Below are 19,957 nucleotides of genomic sequence, written 5' to 3' on the forward strand. Positions count from 1 at the left end.
ATAGAAAGGTATAAGTTATGAATGATGATTTAAATAAGACATTAGAAGTTTTCCCCAAAAATGACTTTAAAAATAATTTAGTTAATTGGTTTTTAGCAGAACAAAGAGATTTACCTTGGAGAAAGAATAAAGACCCATATCGAGTATGGGTTTCAGAAATAATGCTTCAACAAACAAGAGTAGATACGGTAATCCCTTTTTATAATAAGTTTATGCAAAATTTCCCTACTATTGCCGATTTGGCGAATGCAGATGAAGAAAAAGTACTAAAATCATGGGAAGGGCTTGGATATTATTCTAGAGCTAGGAATTTACAATCTGCTGTCCGCGAAGTGCACGAAGAATATTCAGGTAAGGTACCAGATACTCCTGAATTAATAAGCAAATTAAAAGGCGTAGGACCATATACTGCGGGTGCAATCCTAAGTATTGCATATGGTAAGCCAGAGCCAGCGGTTGATGGGAATGTAATGAGGGTTTTTTCTAGAATATTAACAATTTGGGAGGATATTGGTGTCCCTAAAAACAGAAAAATTTTCGAACAAGCTGTTAGAGCATTAATTAGTCATGAGGATCCATCTTCTTTTAATCAAGGCTTAATGGAACTAGGTGCATTAATTTGTACTCCGACAAATCCAGCCTGTTTACTTTGTCCTGTAAGGGAACAATGTTTAGCTTTCGATACTGGAGTTGTTTCTGAGCTTCCTATAAAAAGTAAAAAGAAAGCCCCGAAACCAGTTAATCTAGCGGTCGGAGTGATTAAGAATAAAAATAATCAATATTTAATTCAACAAAGACCTTCTAGTGGATTACTTGCTAATATGTGGGAGTTTCCAACTGCAGAGTTACAATCAACGATATTATCCAAAAGTGACACACTTAGCTTTTTCTTAAATCAAGAGGCTCAGTTAGAAGTTGAAGGGTTATCTTATCAATTTAATATTGAGCATGTTTTTTCACATCTTGTATGGAAAATGGATGTATATGTCGGTGAAGCAATAAATGAGGGAAGTTCATCAAGTAATCAAAAATGGGTTACGTTAGAAGAGTGTAAAGAACTACCATTTCCTGTAGTCCATCAAAAAATCTACCAGCAAATTGAAAAACTTCAGTAATTAATTTACAATAAAAAAAGTCCCAACGCTGTGTGTTGGGATTTTTTTCATTGTGTTGAAATATAAACTACTTCATAATGGGTGATCTTTGACCTATGAAATGAGCTGTCTAATTAGACAACCGTTAGGAACGCTTATTGAATAATGCATTTAATTGTGATGAAATCAATCTTCTTTTATTTAAAACCTATTGACGAGGAGTATTATCCGTATTAATGTGATTAGTTGTATATCTCCCAATTTCTTCATTCATTGTTTGATTATCACTTTTATTTAGTGCGCCAGTTCCAAACTTCTTTTCCATAAAAAATCCAAATGCAATAATAGCAACAATACCTCCTGCAATCCATATCACGTTCTAATTCACCCTCTCGTAGTAGATAATTTATTATATTTATTACTTACATTATATTTCCATTAAATTCCAATGAATCCTTTTTTTGAACTGTACTGCCAGTTTCTTCAATAAAAAAACTGCAATTAATCAGTTTGTGATTTGTAACTATAGCATGTAATACTTGAATAACAGGGAGCTTGTTTTGGCAATTTAGTATAGATGAGGAGAAACAAAAAAATGAAGAGATCGAATAAATTTTTAAAATGTATACAATATAGAAAGCTACAAATGATGGTTATTTTAAAAATATATTGTGATCAAGTGAGGTGGTATTTAAATGGAGTCAACTAAAAAAGTAACGGTAAAAGCAACTATTAATGCATCAATCGAAAAAGTATGGGAATTTTGGACAGAACCTACACATATAAAAAAATGGAACAGTCCTTCAGACGACTGGCACACACCAAGTGCAGAGAATGACTTACGTGTTGGTGGAGAATTCTGTTCAAGAATGGAAGCAAAGGATGGTAGTTTTGGTTTTGACTTTGGTGGGACTTATGATGAAGTAAAAAAATATGAGGTTATTGCATATACTCTAGGTGATGGACGAAAAGTTAATATTACATTTAGTGGAAAAGAAAACGAAACAGAGGTAATTGAAATATTCGATCCTGAAACAATAAATCCTGTTGAGTTTCAACAACAAGGATGGCAAGCAATTTTAGACAACTTCAAAAAATATGCCGAACAAACCAACTTATAATTAGACATTCAGAGAATGGTGATATTGAATCATTCTCTTTATTTGCCTTATCAGACAAATAAATAAAAAAATTTATGTTTACTTCTTTTGATAAAAAAGTTGATTAAAACTGAAGTGCTCGACACCTATGGGAAAAGAGGGAATACTAAAGACCCCAGTCGCACTGAGGATACTCAGATCGAGCATCCTGTAGTGGAAAGTAACAATATAGCTTCCTTTATATTGGATAATATAGATGAATTGACAAATTCTTTTGCAACAACGTAAAAAAATCCCAACAATGTATGCTAGGATTTTTTTGAAATGGACTATTCTTGGTTAAATCAGTTTAATCAATAGTAGGGCGAGTCCCATTTGTCCAGTCTGCCTCATTTCGATGAAGACCACCACGAGATTCAATTTCTTTTATTATTTCTTTTTGCATTGTGTTCCCTTCAACATTTAAATAACCAGTAATTTGTTGAAATGAATGATGATAATATTCTAATTCACTGTCTTTCCACTTAGTTTTTGGAGTCATTGATAATTCCGAAAGATCTCTCCCAACGTACATAAAAAACCTCCTCCTATTTACTGATCATAGTTTTCCACTCGAACGGTTCATTAAACAAAAAAATAAAGTTAAATTTTTTTACATATTACACCGGCTATTGGACATCATATTATTCGTGGAGGTGATAAATCATGAACAACAACAACAATCAATTCAATGCTGGAAAAACAGCAGCTGGTACTAACATTGGAAAAGTTAAACAACAAAACCAAAGTTTTGGACAAGAGTTTTCAAGTGAAACTGATGTTCAAGCAGTAAAACAAGCAAATCAACAATCTGCTCAAAAAGCTGCTTCTAAAAACTTTGGACAACAAAACCAACAATAAGAACCCTAAAAAAATTTTGCTAGAGGTGCGCTGTTGATGAGAGGGTAGTGAGCTATAGTAGCTAACTTTCTACAATCATCTTCCTGTCCGATGAGAGATCATGCAGTCTAGTTGTTATAAAGTACGTTCAAAAAGAGCACCCTAATCATATTAGGGTGCTCTTTTATTGTGTAAAAATTAAGTCCCCACATTAAAAATCCACATATTTACACATGAAATTTTTAATTTCTTCTCAATAGTCAAATATCGTCAAATGTAGTCAAAGGGATTATGTTAGTTTTCAAGAAATAGTGTATTAATGAAATAAGGATGGTGAATAGTATGCAAGTATTCGATGAATTGGTAAGTCGTCAACTTGAAACAATGGATCAATTAATAAAGATTCAAGAAGAAATTGAACGATGTCAAGAAATTGAAAACCAACTATTTGAATTAGAAGATTTATCAAAATTATCTTCTATCCAAGATGAAATACATATAATGCGAACTGAATTAAAAGCTATTCAAGACACTTTTTTAATACAGACTCAACAAATTATTAAATCTTTCTCAGATGAGAGAAAAATTGCGTTAAAATAAAAAAACATTGGGTCATATTACCAAATTGCACTCCCTTTTGTTTAAAAATGGATAAGAACTAGTTATAATATAAATGTAAAGTATAAATAAAGTGTTGAAATGCGTCCACACTAGAAAGAAGGGAGAAATCATGAACGTTCCCAAGCCGGGAGAAAAAATACAGATACATAGTTATAAACATAACGGACATATTCATCGTATATGGGAAGAAACAACCATTTTAAAAGGGACGCAGCAGTTAGTGATTGGCGCAAATGATCGCACGCTTGTAACCGAATCGGACGGTAGAACATGGGTTACACGAGAGCCAGCAATTTGTTACTTTGATATGGATTATTGGTTTAATGTCATTGGAATGATTAGAGAAGATGGAGTTTATTATTATTGTAATATTAGTTCCCCATTTGTCTATGAAGATGGTGCCATTAAGTATATTGATTATGATCTTGATATTAAAGTTTTTCCAGATATGACTTACGTGCTGTTAGATGAAGATGAATATGAGAATCATCGACAAATAATGAATTATCCTCCAATAATTGACCCAATCTTAAAAAAGAACTTAGGTTATTTAAAGGAATTAATTCATCAACGAAAAGGACCGTTTGCTACCGATTTTATTGATAATTGGTATGAGCGATTCTTAATGTATCGTGATTAATTGAAACTGTTGAGCGGACTTAGTCTTCCTGAGATTTAACCATCTAAGGAAAGATAAATTCGATGCTCAACAGTTTCTTTTTGAATGATATGAAAGGATGAAAATATGGGTAGTATTAGACGTTATTTAAAATTTGTTAAACCATATCGATTTCATATATTTTTAACGATTGCAATCGGTATCGTTAAATTTGGAATCCCATTGATTTTACCGTTTTTATTAAAATATGTAGTAGATAACATCATTAATGGACCATTACCAATCGCAACTAAAAGCTCACATCTTATTTATATCATGCTAATTGCGTTTGGAATTTTTGTTATTGTCAGACCACCGATTGAGTATTTCAGACAGTATTACGCTCAATACATCGGTAGTCGAATATTATTTGACATTAGAGATCATTTATTTAAACATCTTCAAAAGCTTAGTTTAAGATATTATGCTAATGCAAAGACGGGTGAGGTTATTTCACGTGTCATAAACGATGTAGAATCCACTAAAGATTTTGTTATTACTGGTTTAATGAATGTATGGTTAGATTTAATTACGATTTTAATTACAGTGACAATCATGTTAACAATGGATGTGAAGTTAACGCTCGTTTCGTTAATCGTATTGCCATTTTATACGATCGCAGTAAAGTACTTTTTTGGTCGACTTCGTTTCTTAACTCGTCAAAGATCTCAAGCTTTAGCTGTTCTTCAAGGATTTTTAACTGAAAGAATCCAAGGGATGCAAGTAACACGAAGCTTTGCATTGGAAGATTATGAAAGCGGACTATTTAAAGAAAAAAATGGTGAGTTTTTAGATCGTGCTCTAAAACATACGAGCTGGAATGCTAGAACGTTCACAATCATTAATACATTAACTGATATTGGTCCATTATTAATTATCGGTTTTTCTGCATATCAAGTTATTCACGGCCGTTTAACACTCGGTGAGATGGTTGCATTCGTTGGGTATATTGATCGTTTATATGATCCATTAAGAAGATTAGCGAATTCTTCAACTTCTTTAACACAATCGTTTGCATCGATGGATCGTGTCTTTGAATTAATGGATGAAAAATATGATATCGTTAATCGAGATAATCCGACTTATGCAAAAAAACTAGAAGGTCAAATATACTTTAATGATGTATCCTTTCAGTATAATTCTAAAGACGAAGAAGTTCTTCAAGATGTTACCTTCAAGATTGAACCTGGTCAAAAAATTGCTTTAGTTGGGTCCAGTGGTGGAGGGAAATCTTCGTTAGTTAGTTTAATACCACGTTTTTATGACGTAACTAGAGGATCAATTGAAATTGACGGTGTTGACGTAAGAGATTATGATTTAAAAAGCATACGTGAAAAAATTGGTATTGTTTTGCAAGACAATTTCTTATTTAGTGATACTGTTAAAGCGAACATACACTATGGAAATCCAAATGCTAGCGAAGAAGAAATTATTGCAGCTGCCAAAGCAGCAAATGCACATGAATTCATTATGAGTTTACCAGATGGATACGATACGCTTGTGGGGGAAAGAGGAGTAAAGCTTTCTGGTGGTCAAAAACAACGTGTAGCAATTGCCCGTGTATTTTTAAGAAATCCTTCAATCCTAATATTTGATGAGGCAACATCCGCTCTTGATTTAGAAAATGAAAAGTATATACAAGACGCGATTCATGAATTAGCAAAGAATCGTACAACAATCTTTATTGCACATAGACTATCTACGATTACTCATGTAGATAAAATCGTTTATATTGACCAAGGACATATTGTAGAAATTGGTTCGCATGATGAATTGATGGCTAGAAAAGAAGCTTATTATCATTTGTTTGAAATTCAAAATTTAGAAAGTAGTTCGGTATAGACTAATTATAAGGGCGCACAAAGAAACTAGTTTTTCTTTGTGCGTTTTTTAAATTGTGGTAACTATGGTGATTTTATTTTCAAAATTATAAAAAGCCCCCATAATTGGAGGCTTTTGTATTAAAGTTTTTTACATGGTTTCAACTTGCTCAACTTGTACTTGATATTCTTTGTGATAAGTTTGATGACTATCTACAAGTGTATTTAAATGTTCTACGTTTTCGCTATATTCTAAAATGGCAGATACTACTTGGAATAGATGTAACCATGTTTTTTGTTTTTCTTCATCATTTATATCATGGTGATCCAAGAATGCCTTTGTTAATTTATCTTTTAATATATTTTCTTCTCTATGAAGTGGAGCGGTTTGGTCAAAGTTTACTTTACCGAGTAGTTTCATTAATGCATGCTCGTGAAATTGCATTAAGCATGTTAGCTCATTTTTAATCAAATCCTGAAATTCTTTCGGAGATGTATTTATTTCATATTCTAATCGGTTTAAAGCTTTTAGCGTATCAAATGCGTTATCAGCTGTGAGAAGCATTTGTCTAAACAATACGATTTTACGAGCTTTTTCATGTTCTTTTTTCTTTCGTCCAATAATAATGATTCGATCTTCTTTATATAGACGATATAATTTCGTTACGTTTCTTAAGACATCTCTTAACTGGTAAATTTCATCTCTTAATCCATTATGGCTAACAGTTTTGTGTAAAGCCATCATCATTAATTTATTCGTTTGCTCAGTAACAGAAATCATGCCACGAGATAATTTTTTTTCGTAGTTTGGAGGCATTAAGAAAATATTTACAAATGATGCAGCAAAAACACCAATTAATACAGCCATAATACGATCAAACGTAAAAATGGCAAAGTGTTCAGTGCTTGTACTTACTTCCATAATTACGACTACTGTGACTAATGTTGTAGCGATTGTATTTTCAAGTTTTAGTTTTAAAGTAATGATGATCACGAGAATACATGTAAATCCTATAATAACCGGATTATTTCCAAGCGTGAGTACTGCAATAATTGCCAGAATCGCACCAATTAAGTTAGCTTGAAGTTGTTCAACTAACGATTTATATGATTGGTTTACTGACGATTTTAATGCCGAAATAGCAGAAATCCCTGCAATTGAAGCTGTTGTTAAATCAAAAAACATCGCGCTATAAATGGCGAGCGTAATAGCTATACCAGTTTTTAGAACACGCGCTCCTAATCTCATTGTATTACTCCTTTTTGTTTATCTAGCTTAAAGCTTGTAATGAAATATGAACGTTTAACTATATTACTACTAAACTACTAATTATTACATAAAATTACTTAAATTAAAAAGTAATCTTTATTCTTTCTCGTCTAACATCTTGTAACTATACAATGAACTACACGCATTATCAATACAATTTTTTAAGAAATTATGTTAATTATATGTAGTGTTAAAAAGATTAAATTATTAGTCAAATTAAAAGATTTGGAACTTAAAAATGTAAGGGCTTTATAACGATTGGAAGAGGGGAAAATTAAAATGATAATAAAAAAGAAGCGAAATTTCTCGCTTCTTTTTTATAGGCACCGTTAAAAAAGAATGTTGATTTTCCATTCCAGGTACTTCGCTTTCCATGGGGCGTGACTTGAGCCTTCTTGAGCAAGCCTCCGGGTCTCAANNAATATTAACAGAGCCTTTTTATAAAATCATTCAGTTGAAACAGATGGATCTGCTTGTTCTTTTTTAGGTTTAATTTGTAAGAAATTATGTTCAATATCGTCTAATAGACTTTGAACAAATTCAGCCTCCTCATGCTGATTGTGCTGAGTTAAAAGTGACTTGTATTTCTCTAATAATTCATTTAGATCCTTTTTACCTGCATCATCAACTGATACAATACTAACACTCGCACCTTTTGCGATTCGATTTTGATAAGCTTCTTTTGTAAGACCTAATTCAGAAGAGTTTCTAACGTAAATCACTCCGCCAGTCATACCCGCACACATCCAAGGACCTGGATCTCCTAGAACTACTGCACGACCACCAGTCATATATTCAAAAGCAAATCCGTTTATATTTGCCTTTGCACCTAAACGTGTTTTTTGTGAAACTGGTTGACTAGATTGGTTATGACCACCGATTATTACATCTGCGCCTGACAAACGAATACCTGCTCGAGAGTCTGCGTTACCTTGGATAAAGAATTGTCCTTTTTGTGCACCATAAGCAAAGCATTTTCCGACAGAACCACCAAAGTATTGTCCGTTTGCACCTAGCGCTTTACTAATAAATATTGTTCCACCAAAAGCAGTTTTTGCTACTCCATCTTGTGCGCCACCTTGAACGAATACAGAATAATCTTCTACTGTATACGTTCCTAAACCATTTCCAGGAATGGATTGATCTTCAAAGCTTAGCGCGATAGGCGAAGCTACACCTTTTGCTTGTTTTTTAACGACTAAGTCATGGATTAGTAGGCTACCTGCATGACGATATTCACTGTCAACTTTTGCATACACTCCTACATCATTACTTTGAAGTACTTTAGCAGATTCTCCATTAGACAAGACATATTCTTTAGCTTCAATTTTATTAGTTGATAATAAGTTAGATAAATTTAAAGTATCTAAAAATCTTGTTTGTTTTAAGTATTCTGTTTTACCAACTAGTTCTTGAGCATTATTAGCTCCTAAAGAACCTACAATCACTTGCAATTCATCTTTGAATGCAGTGAAGAATTGTACTAAATTTGTCACTGCTGTTTCAAGTTGTCTTGGTGTAAATTTTCGTAAACCGTGACGCATCGCTTCAATCTCAGATTCAATTTGAGTTGCAATTCCAACATGGCATGTATCTAAATGACATCCACGACAAGTCGTACATCCAATTGCAATCATTGATAAAGTTCCAAATCCTACTCGGTTTGCCCCTAAAATCATCATTTTTACTACGTCATTCACACTTTTCATTCCGCCATCTGCCCAAATCTCTACGGAATTACGTAAACCGGATTCTAGCAGTGCATTATGGGCTGCACGAACACCTATTTCTACTGGTAAACCAACGTTTTGTATTGCGTGAACACGAGCTGCACCAGTTCCGCCATCAAAGCCACTAATATTAATGAAGTTTGCACCTGCTTTTGCGATACCGACAGCGATTGTACCGATATTAGGAACAACAGGGACTTTTACGGCTACTTTTGCGTTAGGATTTACTGCTTTAATTTCACTAATCATTTGGGCTAAATCTTCAATTGAATAGATATCATGATTATTTGAAGGTGAAATTAAATCTGATCCTAGTGTTGCGTTTCTTGTTTCTGCTATTTTTTGCGTAACCTTTGAAGCAGGTAAATGTCCACCTTCACCAGGTTTTGCACCTTGACCGATTTTAATTTCAATCAAGTTAGAAGAGTGGAGTAAATTGGCATTAACCCCGAATCGGCCAGAAGCAATTTGTTGTCCACGAGTATTTGGATATTTTCCAATCATATCTTGGATTTCTCCGCCTTCACCATTTAAACTAATCATGTTTAGTCGATTAGCACCTTCAGCATATGCTCTGAATGCAATTTCATTTTGAGATCCAAATGACATTGAACTAATAATAAATGGTAATGAATGAGTACCAATTTCCAAAGAGACCTGACTTGAATCGATAGGTGAATTACTTTCAACGAAAGAAAGTGCATGTCGTAGGGCAGTTGGGCGTTCTTCTTCAATTTGATTTAATTTTTGACGATATGCTTCATAACTTCCTGTTTGTGCAGTTTCTCCAATAGCTTTCCAAATTCGAGGGAACACATGGAAAGATTTTGGCATAGTTGAATTATTTGCGTTGTAATCTTCATATCGTTTTTTCGAATCAGTCTCTAATTGTTTGAATCCAGAAACTGCTTGATCACCGAAGAAATTTATTACGCCTAATGATGAGGCGATATCTTCTTGTAGACCAATGCTACTAAACATTTTTGCATAGCCTCGTATTTCATGCATACCAATTGTTGAGATAACTTTTTCGATACCTTTATTTAAAACATCATAAAGTTTTACGATTTTTTCCGGTGCTTCCAATTCTGAAATTGTACCAAAAAGGAAATAAGGATTAATTGCATCTGCACCTAAACCTTTTATAACCATTAAGTCGTGAAGATTACGAACTGCTGCCGTTTTTATAATGATCGAACAGTTTCTTCTTAATTGGGCACTCACAAGTCCATTATGGATGATTGCTGTAATTAAAGCTGGATCAATCCAATATTGATTATTTTTATGTGCTTCTTCATCTGTAATAACAATACATTCTGCACCATTTCTCACAGCTTCAATTGCTTCGTATTTATATTGAGATAATGTTTCTTCTAAAGGTAAATTAGAAAAAGTGCTATGAATTGTATATAGTTTATTTTCTAAGTGATATAGATTTAGAACCTCTTCAAAAGTAATTTGTTGACGATTAGCCTTTAGAGTACTTCCTACAAAACCATCACCAAGTATTGGAGATGAGAGCAAAAGAACAGTTCCCGAATCTTTCTTTGAGATAGATGGTCTTTTTCCAATAATAACAGAAATAGAAAAATGCTCTGTTTCTCGATCACGGTCGATGGCAGGGTTCGTTACAACTGCAACGGTTTCTTTCATATAGTCTGAAATATTTTTTCTAGCATCATCCAAACAAGCTAGTGGAGCATCATGACCTAAAGAGCGGATAGGTTCAGCGCCTTTTTCAGCCATTTGATCAACTAATTGAATTTGTTCTTTTTGCCATCCAAAAGCACCGTATTCAAACGGATGAATAGAAGGCGGAGAATGTTCTACGTAATCAGTTGAATTTGCATCTTTATTTGCTAAATTCATCGTTAATTTATCATTTAGTTTTGATGTAACGAAATGTGTTAATTCACGATGAGTTAATAACTGAGCATGGTCCTTTAGTAAATTAATCCCGATTTTTTCTCCAGGCGAAAGGGCGTGTGGCTCCGATATAAATAATTCTGGAGAAAGAATACCTTGCTCTGATGAAAATACAAAATAATCATTTGTTTCAAGTAGCCATACAGGACGTAACCCTAATGCGTCAACACTTGCAACAAATTCGTTTCCTTCTCTTGTCAGTATTCCTGCAGGGCCTTGACAATAAGGACCGAACGCACTTCGAATTGTATTGTAAATAGAGTTCACTTCTTGATCTAATTCATACTCTGCCGGAACAGGTGGAAATAATAATTCCATCGCTTCTTTCAATGAGTAATCAAATTTATGAATTAGTGTTTCTAATGTTATATTTACATCTTGTGAATCACTATTTCCATGTTGTATATTTGCACCAATTTGTTTTGCTTCAATCCTTAATTGTTCAATCGTATTAATTTCTCCATTATGTGCAAGTATGCTAAATGGTTGAACTCTTGAAAACGAAGAAGATGTGTTTGTTGAGTAGCGATTATGACCGACTACTACGGATGATTGAAAATTAGGCTGCTGTAAATCTGAATAGTATGACAATAAAGTGTCGATTGTTCCCATTACTTTATAAACACATGTTGATTGACTTAGGGAGACAACAGTTATATTTGTTTTTTTGCTAATAATATTTGTTAAATCATAGAGAGGTGTGCTTTGGCGATTTTTAATTGGAAGTAAGGCTACTTGTAAGAATTCAGGTTCGACAGCTTGAGCGATTGGACCAAGGGCCAAAGTGCAGGTTTGATTAGAACTATGATATAAAGTTTCATAACCATTTTCTTCAAAAATTTGCAACAAGGACTGTATTTCTAGTTTTTCATCAAAAAAGAAATGTCCCACTGTAAATGATGGATGAGAAACGATTTCTGGACTAATTCCTACAGTTGAAAGTTTTTCTTGCCAAAGTAAGGTAGGGATATCGGTTTGAATTCCTACGCCATCACCTTCACCATTTGTAAATCCCGCTCGGTGATTCATCTTTCGTAAGCTTTCAGCAGCGATATCGACCGTTTCTCTTGTTTGAGTGATTGATCGATTGATAAATGCGACAATTCCACATGCATCATGTTCGCTATTGTAATAATCTCTAAATAACCCCGGTGACCATTCTGTTTTTGTTTGATATTTCATTTAACTACCTCCTATATATGATGAAAAGATTGATTATTCAGAATTAACTATGTATGAATAGAGGTCACTTCAAGAGTTGGAGTGACCTCAGATAGATCATTTTTTTATCATAGCTAATTTTTGGAATGCATTCCCAACAGCGTTAACTGTTTGGTTAACATCTTGTTCAGTATGAGCTGTAGTTAAGAACCAAGCTTCATATTTTGAAGGTGCTAAATTAATACCTTCTTCTAATAAAAGTTTAAAAAATCTACCGAAAACTTCGCCATCTGATTTTTTTGCTTCTTCATAATTTGTTACTTCATCTACATTGAAATAAACTGTTAAAGCACCTTTTAAGCGGTTGATCTTAATATGAATGTTGTGCTCATTTGCTTTTTCTTGAATACCTTTTTCAAGAATTGTACCTAAGCGATCTAACTCTTCATAGACACCTTTTTGTTTTAATACTTCAAGACATGCAATGCCAGCTGCGATTGATGCGGGATTACCAGCCATCGTTCCAGCTTGATAAGCAGGACCTAGAGGGGCAACTGTTTCCATTATTTCTTTTTTACCACCATATGCTCCAATCGGTAGTCCACCACCGATAATCTTTCCAAGAGCTGTTAAGTCAGGTTCAACTCCTAGCAGATTTTGTGCCCCACCATACATAAATCTAAAGGCAGTGATCACTTCATCATAAATAACTAATGCACCATGATTATGCGTAATTTCATTTACAGCTTCTAAGAATCCTTCCTTTGGTTCAACGATACCGAAGTTACCAACGATTGGTTCAACAAGTACACCAGCTACTTCGTGACCCCATTTTTCCATTGTTTCTGCATATGCCTCAATATCATTAAATGGGACTGTAATAACCTCGTTTGCAATACTTTGTGGTACACCAGCTGAATCAGGAGTACCAAGAGTAGATGGACCAGAACCTGCAGCAACAAGTACTAAATCTGAATGACCGTGATAACACCCAGCAAATTTAACGATTTTAGTACGGCCAGTATAGGCTCTTGCTACACGAATAGTCGTCATAACAGATTCTGTACCTGAATTTGTAAATCTGACTTTATCCATACTAGGAATCGCTTCTTTTAGCATTTTTGCAAATTGTACTTCAAGTTCATGAGGTGCGCCGTAAAGGACACCGTTTTCTGCTGCTTTTGTAATTGCAGCTGTAATATGTGGGTGAGCGTGGCCAGTGATAATAGGACCATATGCTGCTAAATAATCTATATATTGATTGCCATCAACATCCCAAAAATATGCACCTTTTGCACGTTTCATTGTGACAGGAGCTCCGCCACCTACTGCTTTAAACGATCTTGAAGGACTATTTACTCCTCCAACGATATGTTCTAAAGCTTCATTATGTATTTCAATTGACTTTTGATTATTCATGGAGTACCTCCCATTATTAATAAAAAAATGAAAGAAGTTAACCGGCATCTTTACATTATTTATGTGGTTAAATTACATTCTAGCACGAAATTTTAGTGCGTGGTAAATGTAAGCCTTTACAACTTCGAAAGAAATTTGAACATTTTGTAGAATCTATATTTTTTATAAAAATAGCCCGAAAAAATTGGAAATGATTATTCAGTGCTTTTTTATTGTACTTCGATCATATTTCAAATACACTAAGCGACGGAATAAAAAATGGAGGAAGTCTTATGGAAAACATAATTGAAGTTCAAAACTTACACAAAGAATTTAAAACTTTCTTAAGTCGCTCTGGTGTAAAAGGTGCATTTAGAGATTTGTTTACAAGAAACTATAAAACAAAAACGGCGGTTAATAATATAAGTTTTTCTGTTAAAAAAGGTGAAATGATGGCCTATATTGGGGAGAATGGAGCAGGAAAGTCGACTACGATAAAAATGCTGACTGGTATACTAACGCCTACTTCAGGTGATGTAACAGTTAATGGATTCCATCCTCAAAAGGATCGAGAGCGTTTTGTTAAATCGATAGGTGTTGTATTTGGACAAAGATCGCAGTTATGGTGGGATATTGCTGTACAAGAATCATTTCGATTACTAAAAAAAGTTTATCAAATACCAGATAAGCAATATGAAGAGCATATGGGTTACATCATTAAGACTTTAGATATTGAACCATTATTAGATCAACCGGTTAGAAAGTTATCTTTAGGTCAAAGAATGAGATGTGAATTAGCCGCTGCATTAATTCATAATCCACCTTTAGTGTTTTTAGATGAGCCTACAATTGGTTTAGACGTCTTAGTAAAATTAAAAATTCGCGAGTTTTTAAAAGAGTTAAACCAAAAATATGGTACAACAATTCTTTTAACTACCCACGATATTTCTGATATAGAGGCACTATGTGATCGTGTAGTTATGTTAGATGAGGGGAAAATCATTTATGATGGAAAACTCGAACAGTTAAAAGGTCAATGGGGCGAAGAAAAAGAAATTCAATTCCAGTTTATTAAACCTGTTAATCTTCATTCATTAAACGAATTAATTGGACGAACAGATGTGAAATGGAAGCAAGAAGAAGGGGAAAATATTTGGAGTATTACATTACCAAATGATGAAACACTTATTTCAATGGTTATTGCTAAAGTGGTTCAAGCAAATCCAGTTAAAGATATGAAGATGTTAGAAATATCGACTGAAGAAATTATAAGAAACATCTATCAAGAAGGTATTAGTAATGAGTAAGTATATTGAAATCATTCGTATCCGTTTTTTAATGATGCTAGCGTATCGTACTAACTATTATACCGGGATTGTTATTTACACGATTAATATAGGAGCTTATTACTTTTTATGGAAAGCAATATATGGTCACCAAGGTTCCATTCAAGGTGTTTCGGTAAATCAGATGACTACCTATGTTGCAATTGCTTGGATGGCAAGAGCGTTTTATTTTAATAATCTTGATCGTGAAATTGCGGAAGAAATTGTAGAAGGTAAAGTAGCAATTGAACTTATTAGACCTTATAACTATTTGCTTACTAAAGTTATGCAAGGTTTAGGTGAGGGGATTTTTAGATTCTTTTTCTTTTCAATTCCTGGCTTTATTTTAGTAGCATTAATCTTTCGTTTAGATGTTTCATTTAATTTAAAAACTTTAGGTTTATTTTTAATTGCTTCCGTTTTCAGTTTTACTATTAATACACAATTGAATTTGTTGACGGGGCTAATGGCGTTCTTTCTTCAAAATAATATGGGCTTTATTCAAGCTAAACGCGTCATCATTGATTTGTTTTCAGGTTTAACAATTCCAATCACGTTCTTTCCGGTTTGGGCACAAGATGTAATGAAGTACTTACCATTTCAAGGGATCAGCTATATTCCAAGTATGATTTTTGCTGAAGGAATGAAAGGCGAATTGATTTTAAGAGGTCTTCTATTCCAAGTTATATGGATCAGCATTTTATGTATCCCTATTACGCTTATTTGGTATAAAGCTAAAAAGCATCTTGTTATACAAGGAGGTTAAAGAATGTTTTATATTAATATTTTTCTTCAATATTCTGGCCAATATTTAAAAACTAAATTTCAATATAGAGCAAATTTCTTTTTATCATTTTTATCAGATTTAATGTCGCAAGCTGTTAATTTAATTTTTATATTACTAGTCTTCAATCATACTTCACTTATTGAAGGATGGAACCGAGACGAAATTGTATTTATTTATGGATTCTTTTTAGTACCATTTGCTCTTTTTGCTTCATTTTTTAATATTTGGGATTTTAATGATCGATACATTGTTAAGGGAGAGTTTGATCGTATTTTAACTCGACCAATCCATAGTCTGTTTCAAGTTATATTAGAAAAAATGGAGTTAGAATCATTACTAGGGGCCGTTACTGGATTAATCATAATGATTTACGCTGGTGTTAAATTAGGACTTACAGTAACTTGGTATGATCCGTTTTTATTTCTTTTAATGGCCATAGGTGGAATGTTTGTTTATGCGGGAATCTTCATAGCTTTAGCAAGTATTGGTTTTTGGTCCGATGCAAGAACGTCCATCATGCCTTTAATGTATAATATAGGAAACTATGGTCGTTACCCTATTAATATTTACCACCCAATTATTCGCTTTGTGTTAACATGGATTTTACCTTTTGCATTTGTTGGTGTTTATCCAGCTGCATATTTTCTACGTAGAAGTGAATGGTATGTCTATTCATTTTTAACGCCAATTATGGGAATAGTGGTTTTTGTTCTATCAGTTTTGATTTGGAATCAAGGGGTAAAAAAATATAAAGGTGCAGGTAACTAAGCAGTAGTCTATTTCAATAGCTTGTTTCATAAATTGAAATGAGGTGATTGGAATGGGAACTGCTTTTTTCTTTTTTATTGCTATATTTGCAATTTTGTATAGTCTAGTGTATTTATGGAATACTTCAACTACAAAAGTGAATAAAAGTCTTATTTCAATTAATAACTATATTCTTTTGTTTTTAATATATGGAACCGTACTTATAGGCTTTAGCGCAGTCTATTTTATCTTAGAGCGAGGGCCGCATCCAATTTTAATTGAGCATTCTATTCCCGTAGAAGGGACTAATTACCATATAATGGGGTTATGCTTATATTTTAGTGCAATCACACTTTTATCTGTAGGGTATGGGGATATTGTACCAGTAGGGATTGGAAGATGGGTTGCTATGATTGAAGCACTGATTGGCTATACGATGCCAGCGGCTTTTGTTTTACAAGTATTTAAAGATGAACGTTAATAATTATGATTAAGGAGATTGTTATGACTGTTGAAATTGGCTTAAAAGCACCCGATTTTACTTTACCAGCAAGTAATGGAGAAGATATTACATTATCTGACTTTAAAGGTAAGAAAGTAGTTCTTTATTTTTATCCGAAAGATATGACTCCAGGATGTACTACAGAAGCGTGTGACTTCAGAGATTCATATGAAAAATTTATGAACAGTGGAACTGTTATTTTAGGGATTAGTCCGGATCCTGTTAAAAGGCATCTAAAGTTTATTGAAAAACATCAATTACCATTTTTATTACTTTCAGACGAAACAACTGAGATTGCTAAGCTATATGATGTATGGAAGCTAAAGAATAATTTTGGTAAGGAATATATGGGAATCGAACGTACAACATTCTTGATTGATGAAGAGGGACGTATTGAAAATGTTTGGCAAAAAGTAAAAGTAAAGAATCATGTAGAAGATGTATATCGTTTAATCAATCGTTCATAAAAATTGTACAAACTATTCGTAATAAAACAGCCTGATTATGTACATAACTTAAGATTTTTTTGAGAAAGAATCGTTTTATCTAAAATAATCGAGCTTTTCGTCTATACCTATAATGCTTTAGAGAATATATTGAAGTATAGGGCATACCTCCTCAGATGATAGCATATTGAAGTGCGAGAGAATTCTCGCACATTTTTTTGTTTTGGGATATTATATGGTCTTATTTTTTCACGCATTAAGGATGTATAAATTCTCAGGGAAACAGGGGACTTGGCGTTATTGCAAATTTTAGGAACTAAGTATAAGTGCATACAACTACATTTCTGTCATCACCTTATGGCTCGATAATCGGCAAGTTTTTTTTAGAAATTCTCAAAAAGTTGACAAATATTCTAGCAGTTGAATAAACTATTAATAAGTAAGTAAATTTGGAACTAATTTAAGAAACGGGGAGAGCGGCGTTGCATAAGGAAAATATTCAAGATGCAATTTTACATTTAAAGAATAGCGGCGTACGTATTACACCTCAGAGGCATGCAATTATAGAATATTTAATAGGAAGTGGAACACATCCAACTGCTGACGAAATCTATAAAGCACTTGAGGGGAAATTTCCAAATATGAGTGTGGCGACAGTTTACAATAATCTCAGAGTTTTGCGTGAAGTAGGAATGGTTAAAGAATTAAACTTCGGTGATTCTTCTAGTCGTTTTGATTATATAACAACAGATCATTATCATATCATTTGTGAAAAATGCGGTGAAATGAATGACTTTCATTACGATGGACTAGAAGGAATTAATCTTTTTGTTGAAAAGGAAACGGGATTTGAAGTAACGAATCATAGAATGGAAGTATACGGTATTTGTCCTAAATGTAAAGAAAAAACATTATCATAATAAAGCACATTACATAATTGTAATGTGCTTTATTTGTTATGCTATTGTTTAGCATTTCGTTTGCTATTATATTTTTCATTAAATTCTTTACCTTCTAAAGAAGGATCTAATGTAAGTGGCTCATTGCAATACATGCAAATGTCTACTTTTCCAAGCATTTTAGTCGTTTTGTTACAACTCGGACAGATAACTTGAATCGTTTTTGTAGATAGCATTCCGATCCAAAAATAAACAACTGTGCTACCTATAATTGCTAAAAATCCGACTAGCATAAATATCGTCATGACTATTTTATGCTCCCTGAAAAATACACCACCATACATAATGATAAAGCCAATAAATAATAATGAAAGTGCAAACGTTCTTATATTATTAATTTTACTACTTTTCTTTTTTGCCACTTTGTCCACCCCATTCATTGTAAATATAGCATAAATGGAATAGGAAATGTTAGTGCTAACATGGAAAAACAATATGAGCTTATTTTATGAATGATTTAGACATTAGAAGCTAGACTATTCTAGTACAAATCAATGGATAGTTAATCGTATTATTTTTTTTGTTTGATTTTTTCTTTTTATGTATTAGATACTATATAAAATCAAAAAATGGGGGATAAGAATCAAGCTTAGCACAATTAAGTATTATGGCCATGGACCAAAAAAGTCTAGCAAGTTTGCCCCATCAGGTTTAGCGCTTAAAAATAAGTAATTTCATTAAAGAAAATAATCCAGCAAGTATATTGGGATAGCTAGTAATATTAAATAATAAGAAGGACTTTAACAATGAACGGAATGTTGGTGTATGTCTAAATATAAATGTCATGTAACAGATGGAGATAATGATTCCACCATGAGTAGTAAAAAATTGAAAATAGTTAAAATGAGGAAAGCTTGGTGTATATCTGGAGTAAGGACAGTTTGGATGGCTCCGCCTAATCCACAAAAATAAATGACTTCATATACTTTATAATTTTTTGTAACGAGCGTATAACAACTAAGGTCATACTGATTCTACAAAGTTGGAGTGGTAAAGAATCTCCCCAATTCCACTGATTCGTTTTTATTAGCCATCCATATAATAGAAATTCAACTGAAATCATTGAGATGATTAATAGAGTACGAATGAATAAATCTACTTGTTTCTTCTTATTTATTGAAGTACAAATATTTGGTCCCAATACTTTAAATCAGATGAAACAATATTAAAAATGATCACAACAGTATTGGATTATTCAATATCATCGATTCCGGTTTTGAGAGAGGTGTAAATACTAAAGGGTTTCGTATTATTTTCCCAAGCAATATATTATTAATCATTCTCTTACTAATTATTTCTTTGTATTACTTCAAACAATTAATTACGGTTGTATCCTATTATGAAAAAGGTTTTTATTGTTTTTTGAAAAAACTTTTAAAAAGTGTTGACGGTGTGTTTTATTGATGTTATATTATTTTATGTCGCCAAGAGATAACGGCGTCGAAAGAAAAATTGAATTTAAAAAATGTTGACAGGCTCTTGTGAGAATGTTAATATGAAAAAGTCGCCACTGACGCGACAAAGTGAACTTTGA

The 19,957-nt window shown here is 33.1% G+C and carries 18 protein-coding genes and 1 pseudogene; 12 read left to right on the forward strand and 7 right to left on the reverse strand.

The genetic code is table 11. The features are described from left to right. The first annotated feature begins 17 nt into the window (after window positions 1–17). A complete protein-coding gene (gene mutY, locus COC46_RS00525; protein WP_098807831.1) occupies window positions 18–1,115 on the forward strand; it encodes an A/G-specific adenine glycosylase in 1,098 nt (365 codons plus the stop codon). A 187-nt stretch (window positions 1,116–1,302) separates the two neighbouring features. Here mutY and COC46_RS22025 read toward each other — a convergent pair whose 3' ends face one another. Then, on the reverse strand, window positions 1,303–1,470 hold the full coding sequence (locus tag COC46_RS22025) for a hypothetical protein (protein WP_176545007.1): 168 nt from the start codon (window positions 1,468–1,470) through the stop codon (window positions 1,303–1,305). Window positions 1,471–1,789: 319 nt separating this feature from the next. Between COC46_RS22025 and COC46_RS00530 the strand changes: the two genes are divergently transcribed. Continuing rightward, window positions 1,790–2,215 carry an SRPBCC family protein gene (locus COC46_RS00530; RefSeq protein ID WP_098807832.1) on the forward strand — a complete coding sequence of 142 codons (426 nt, stop codon included), beginning with the start codon at window positions 1,790–1,792 and terminating at the stop codon, window positions 2,213–2,215. A gap of 328 nt (window positions 2,216–2,543) precedes the next feature. Here COC46_RS00530 and COC46_RS00535 read toward each other — a convergent pair whose 3' ends face one another. After that, window positions 2,544–2,768 (reverse strand): hypothetical protein, encoded by a 225-nt coding sequence (locus tag COC46_RS00535; RefSeq protein ID WP_098807833.1) that lies wholly within the window; start codon window positions 2,766–2,768, stop codon window positions 2,544–2,546. Between the two features lie 131 nt (window positions 2,769–2,899). On the opposite strand from COC46_RS00535, the gene COC46_RS00540 reads away from it, so the two are divergent. From COC46_RS00540 to COC46_RS00555, 4 genes are all read left to right on the forward strand, one after another. After that, a complete protein-coding gene (locus COC46_RS00540; protein ID WP_098807834.1) occupies window positions 2,900–3,094 on the forward strand; it encodes a gamma-type small acid-soluble spore protein in 195 nt (64 codons plus the stop codon). 321 nt (window positions 3,095–3,415) lie between these two features. Next, window positions 3,416–3,673 carry a YgaB family protein gene (locus COC46_RS00545; protein WP_098121523.1) on the forward strand — a complete coding sequence of 86 codons (258 nt, stop codon included), beginning with the start codon at window positions 3,416–3,418 and terminating at the stop codon, window positions 3,671–3,673. A gap of 130 nt (window positions 3,674–3,803) precedes the next feature. Beyond that, a complete protein-coding gene (gene ntdP, locus COC46_RS00550) occupies window positions 3,804–4,334 on the forward strand; it encodes a nucleoside tri-diphosphate phosphatase (RefSeq protein ID WP_025671837.1) in 531 nt (176 codons plus the stop codon). 105 nt (window positions 4,335–4,439) lie between these two features. After that, window positions 4,440–6,194, forward strand: coding sequence for an ABC transporter ATP-binding protein (locus COC46_RS00555; protein ID WP_098807835.1), 1,755 nt, complete (start codon window positions 4,440–4,442; stop codon window positions 6,192–6,194). A 129-nt stretch (window positions 6,195–6,323) separates the two neighbouring features. On the opposite strand, the gene COC46_RS00560 is transcribed toward COC46_RS00555, so the two are convergent. From COC46_RS00560 to COC46_RS00570, 3 genes are all read right to left on the reverse strand, one after another. Continuing rightward, complete coding sequence (locus COC46_RS00560; protein WP_098807836.1) at window positions 6,324–7,421, reverse strand: FUSC family protein; 1,098 nt, start codon at window positions 7,419–7,421, stop codon at window positions 6,324–6,326. Between the two features lie 467 nt (window positions 7,422–7,888). Continuing rightward, a complete protein-coding gene (locus tag COC46_RS00565; RefSeq protein ID WP_098807837.1) occupies window positions 7,889–12,280 on the reverse strand; it encodes a glutamate synthase-related protein in 4,392 nt (1,463 codons plus the stop codon). Between the two features lie 96 nt (window positions 12,281–12,376). Then, window positions 12,377–13,678 carry a glutamate-1-semialdehyde 2,1-aminomutase gene (locus COC46_RS00570; protein WP_098807838.1) on the reverse strand — a complete coding sequence of 434 codons (1,302 nt, stop codon included), beginning with the start codon at window positions 13,676–13,678 and terminating at the stop codon, window positions 12,377–12,379. A gap of 272 nt (window positions 13,679–13,950) precedes the next feature. On the opposite strand from COC46_RS00570, the gene COC46_RS00575 reads away from it, so the two are divergent. The 6 genes from COC46_RS00575 to COC46_RS00600 all read left to right on the forward strand — a co-directional run bounded on the left by COC46_RS00575 (window position 13,951) and on the right by COC46_RS00600 (window position 18,384). After that, entirely contained in the window at window positions 13,951–14,964 is a 1,014-nt protein-coding gene (locus COC46_RS00575; protein WP_098807839.1) for an ABC transporter ATP-binding protein, read from the forward strand. Then, window positions 14,957–15,748 carry an ABC transporter permease gene (locus COC46_RS00580; protein WP_098807840.1) on the forward strand — a complete coding sequence of 264 codons (792 nt, stop codon included), beginning with the start codon at window positions 14,957–14,959 and terminating at the stop codon, window positions 15,746–15,748. The genes COC46_RS00575 and COC46_RS00580 overlap by 8 nt, the downstream gene beginning before the upstream one ends. A 3-nt stretch (window positions 15,749–15,751) precedes the next feature. Then, window positions 15,752–16,537 carry an ABC transporter permease gene (locus tag COC46_RS00585; RefSeq protein ID WP_098807841.1) on the forward strand — a complete coding sequence of 262 codons (786 nt, stop codon included), beginning with the start codon at window positions 15,752–15,754 and terminating at the stop codon, window positions 16,535–16,537. Between the two features lie 52 nt (window positions 16,538–16,589). Then, window positions 16,590–16,997: a potassium channel family protein gene (locus COC46_RS00590; RefSeq protein WP_098807842.1), complete on the forward strand. Its 408-nt coding sequence runs from the start codon at window positions 16,590–16,592 to the stop codon at window positions 16,995–16,997. Window positions 16,998–17,020: 23 nt separating this feature from the next. Next, window positions 17,021–17,485 carry a thioredoxin-dependent thiol peroxidase gene (gene bcp, locus COC46_RS00595; protein WP_098807843.1) on the forward strand — a complete coding sequence of 155 codons (465 nt, stop codon included), beginning with the start codon at window positions 17,021–17,023 and terminating at the stop codon, window positions 17,483–17,485. 461 nt (window positions 17,486–17,946) lie between these two features. Then, the gene (locus tag COC46_RS00600; protein ID WP_098807844.1) at window positions 17,947–18,384 is read left to right on the forward strand and encodes a Fur family transcriptional regulator; all 438 of its coding nucleotides are present in this window, start codon (window positions 17,947–17,949) and stop codon (window positions 18,382–18,384) included. 41 nt (window positions 18,385–18,425) lie between these two features. On the opposite strand, the gene COC46_RS00605 is transcribed toward COC46_RS00600, so the two are convergent. After that, complete coding sequence (locus tag COC46_RS00605; RefSeq protein ID WP_098807845.1) at window positions 18,426–18,785, reverse strand: YgzB family protein; 360 nt, start codon at window positions 18,783–18,785, stop codon at window positions 18,426–18,428. 289 nt (window positions 18,786–19,074) lie between these two features. Then, window positions 19,075–19,564, reverse strand: a pseudogene (locus tag COC46_RS23215) (TMEM164-related integral membrane acyltransferase). Between the last annotated feature and the right edge of the window lie 393 nt (window positions 19,565–19,957).

Origin of the sequence: Bacillus sp. AFS041924, from assembly GCF_002577195.1 — a bacterium.
Lineage (GTDB): Bacteria > Bacillota > Bacilli > Bacillales > Bacillaceae_G > Gottfriedia.

Bases quoted from the DNA above. Each gene is read 5' to 3' on its own strand.
- COC46_RS00565 (WP_098807837.1), bottom strand. From the start codon at position 12,280: ATGAAATATCAAACAAAAACAGAATGGTCACCGGGGTTATTTAGAGAT.
- COC46_RS00555 (WP_098807835.1), top strand. From the start codon at position 4,440: ATGGGTAGTATTAGACGTTATTTAAAATTTGTTAAACCATATCGATTT.
- COC46_RS00590 (WP_098807842.1), top strand. From the start codon at position 16,590: ATGGGAACTGCTTTTTTCTTTTTTATTGCTATATTTGCAATTTTGTAT.
- mutY (WP_098807831.1), top strand. From the start codon at position 18: ATGAATGATGATTTAAATAAGACATTAGAAGTTTTCCCCAAAAATGAC.
- COC46_RS00545 (WP_098121523.1), top strand. From the start codon at position 3,416: ATGCAAGTATTCGATGAATTGGTAAGTCGTCAACTTGAAACAATGGAT.
- COC46_RS00535 (WP_098807833.1), bottom strand. From the start codon at position 2,768: ATGTACGTTGGGAGAGATCTTTCGGAATTATCAATGACTCCAAAAACT.
- bcp (WP_098807843.1), top strand. From the start codon at position 17,021: ATGACTGTTGAAATTGGCTTAAAAGCACCCGATTTTACTTTACCAGCA.
- COC46_RS00580 (WP_098807840.1), top strand. From the start codon at position 14,957: ATGAGTAAGTATATTGAAATCATTCGTATCCGTTTTTTAATGATGCTA.
- COC46_RS00575 (WP_098807839.1), top strand. From the start codon at position 13,951: ATGGAAAACATAATTGAAGTTCAAAACTTACACAAAGAATTTAAAACT.
- COC46_RS00530 (WP_098807832.1), top strand. From the start codon at position 1,790: ATGGAGTCAACTAAAAAAGTAACGGTAAAAGCAACTATTAATGCATCA.
- COC46_RS00570 (WP_098807838.1), bottom strand. From the start codon at position 13,678: ATGAATAATCAAAAGTCAATTGAAATACATAATGAAGCTTTAGAACAT.
- COC46_RS00540 (WP_098807834.1), top strand. From the start codon at position 2,900: ATGAACAACAACAACAATCAATTCAATGCTGGAAAAACAGCAGCTGGT.
- ntdP (WP_025671837.1), top strand. From the start codon at position 3,804: ATGAACGTTCCCAAGCCGGGAGAAAAAATACAGATACATAGTTATAAA.
- COC46_RS00560 (WP_098807836.1), bottom strand. From the start codon at position 7,421: ATGAGATTAGGAGCGCGTGTTCTAAAAACTGGTATAGCTATTACGCTC.
- COC46_RS00585 (WP_098807841.1), top strand. From the start codon at position 15,752: ATGTTTTATATTAATATTTTTCTTCAATATTCTGGCCAATATTTAAAA.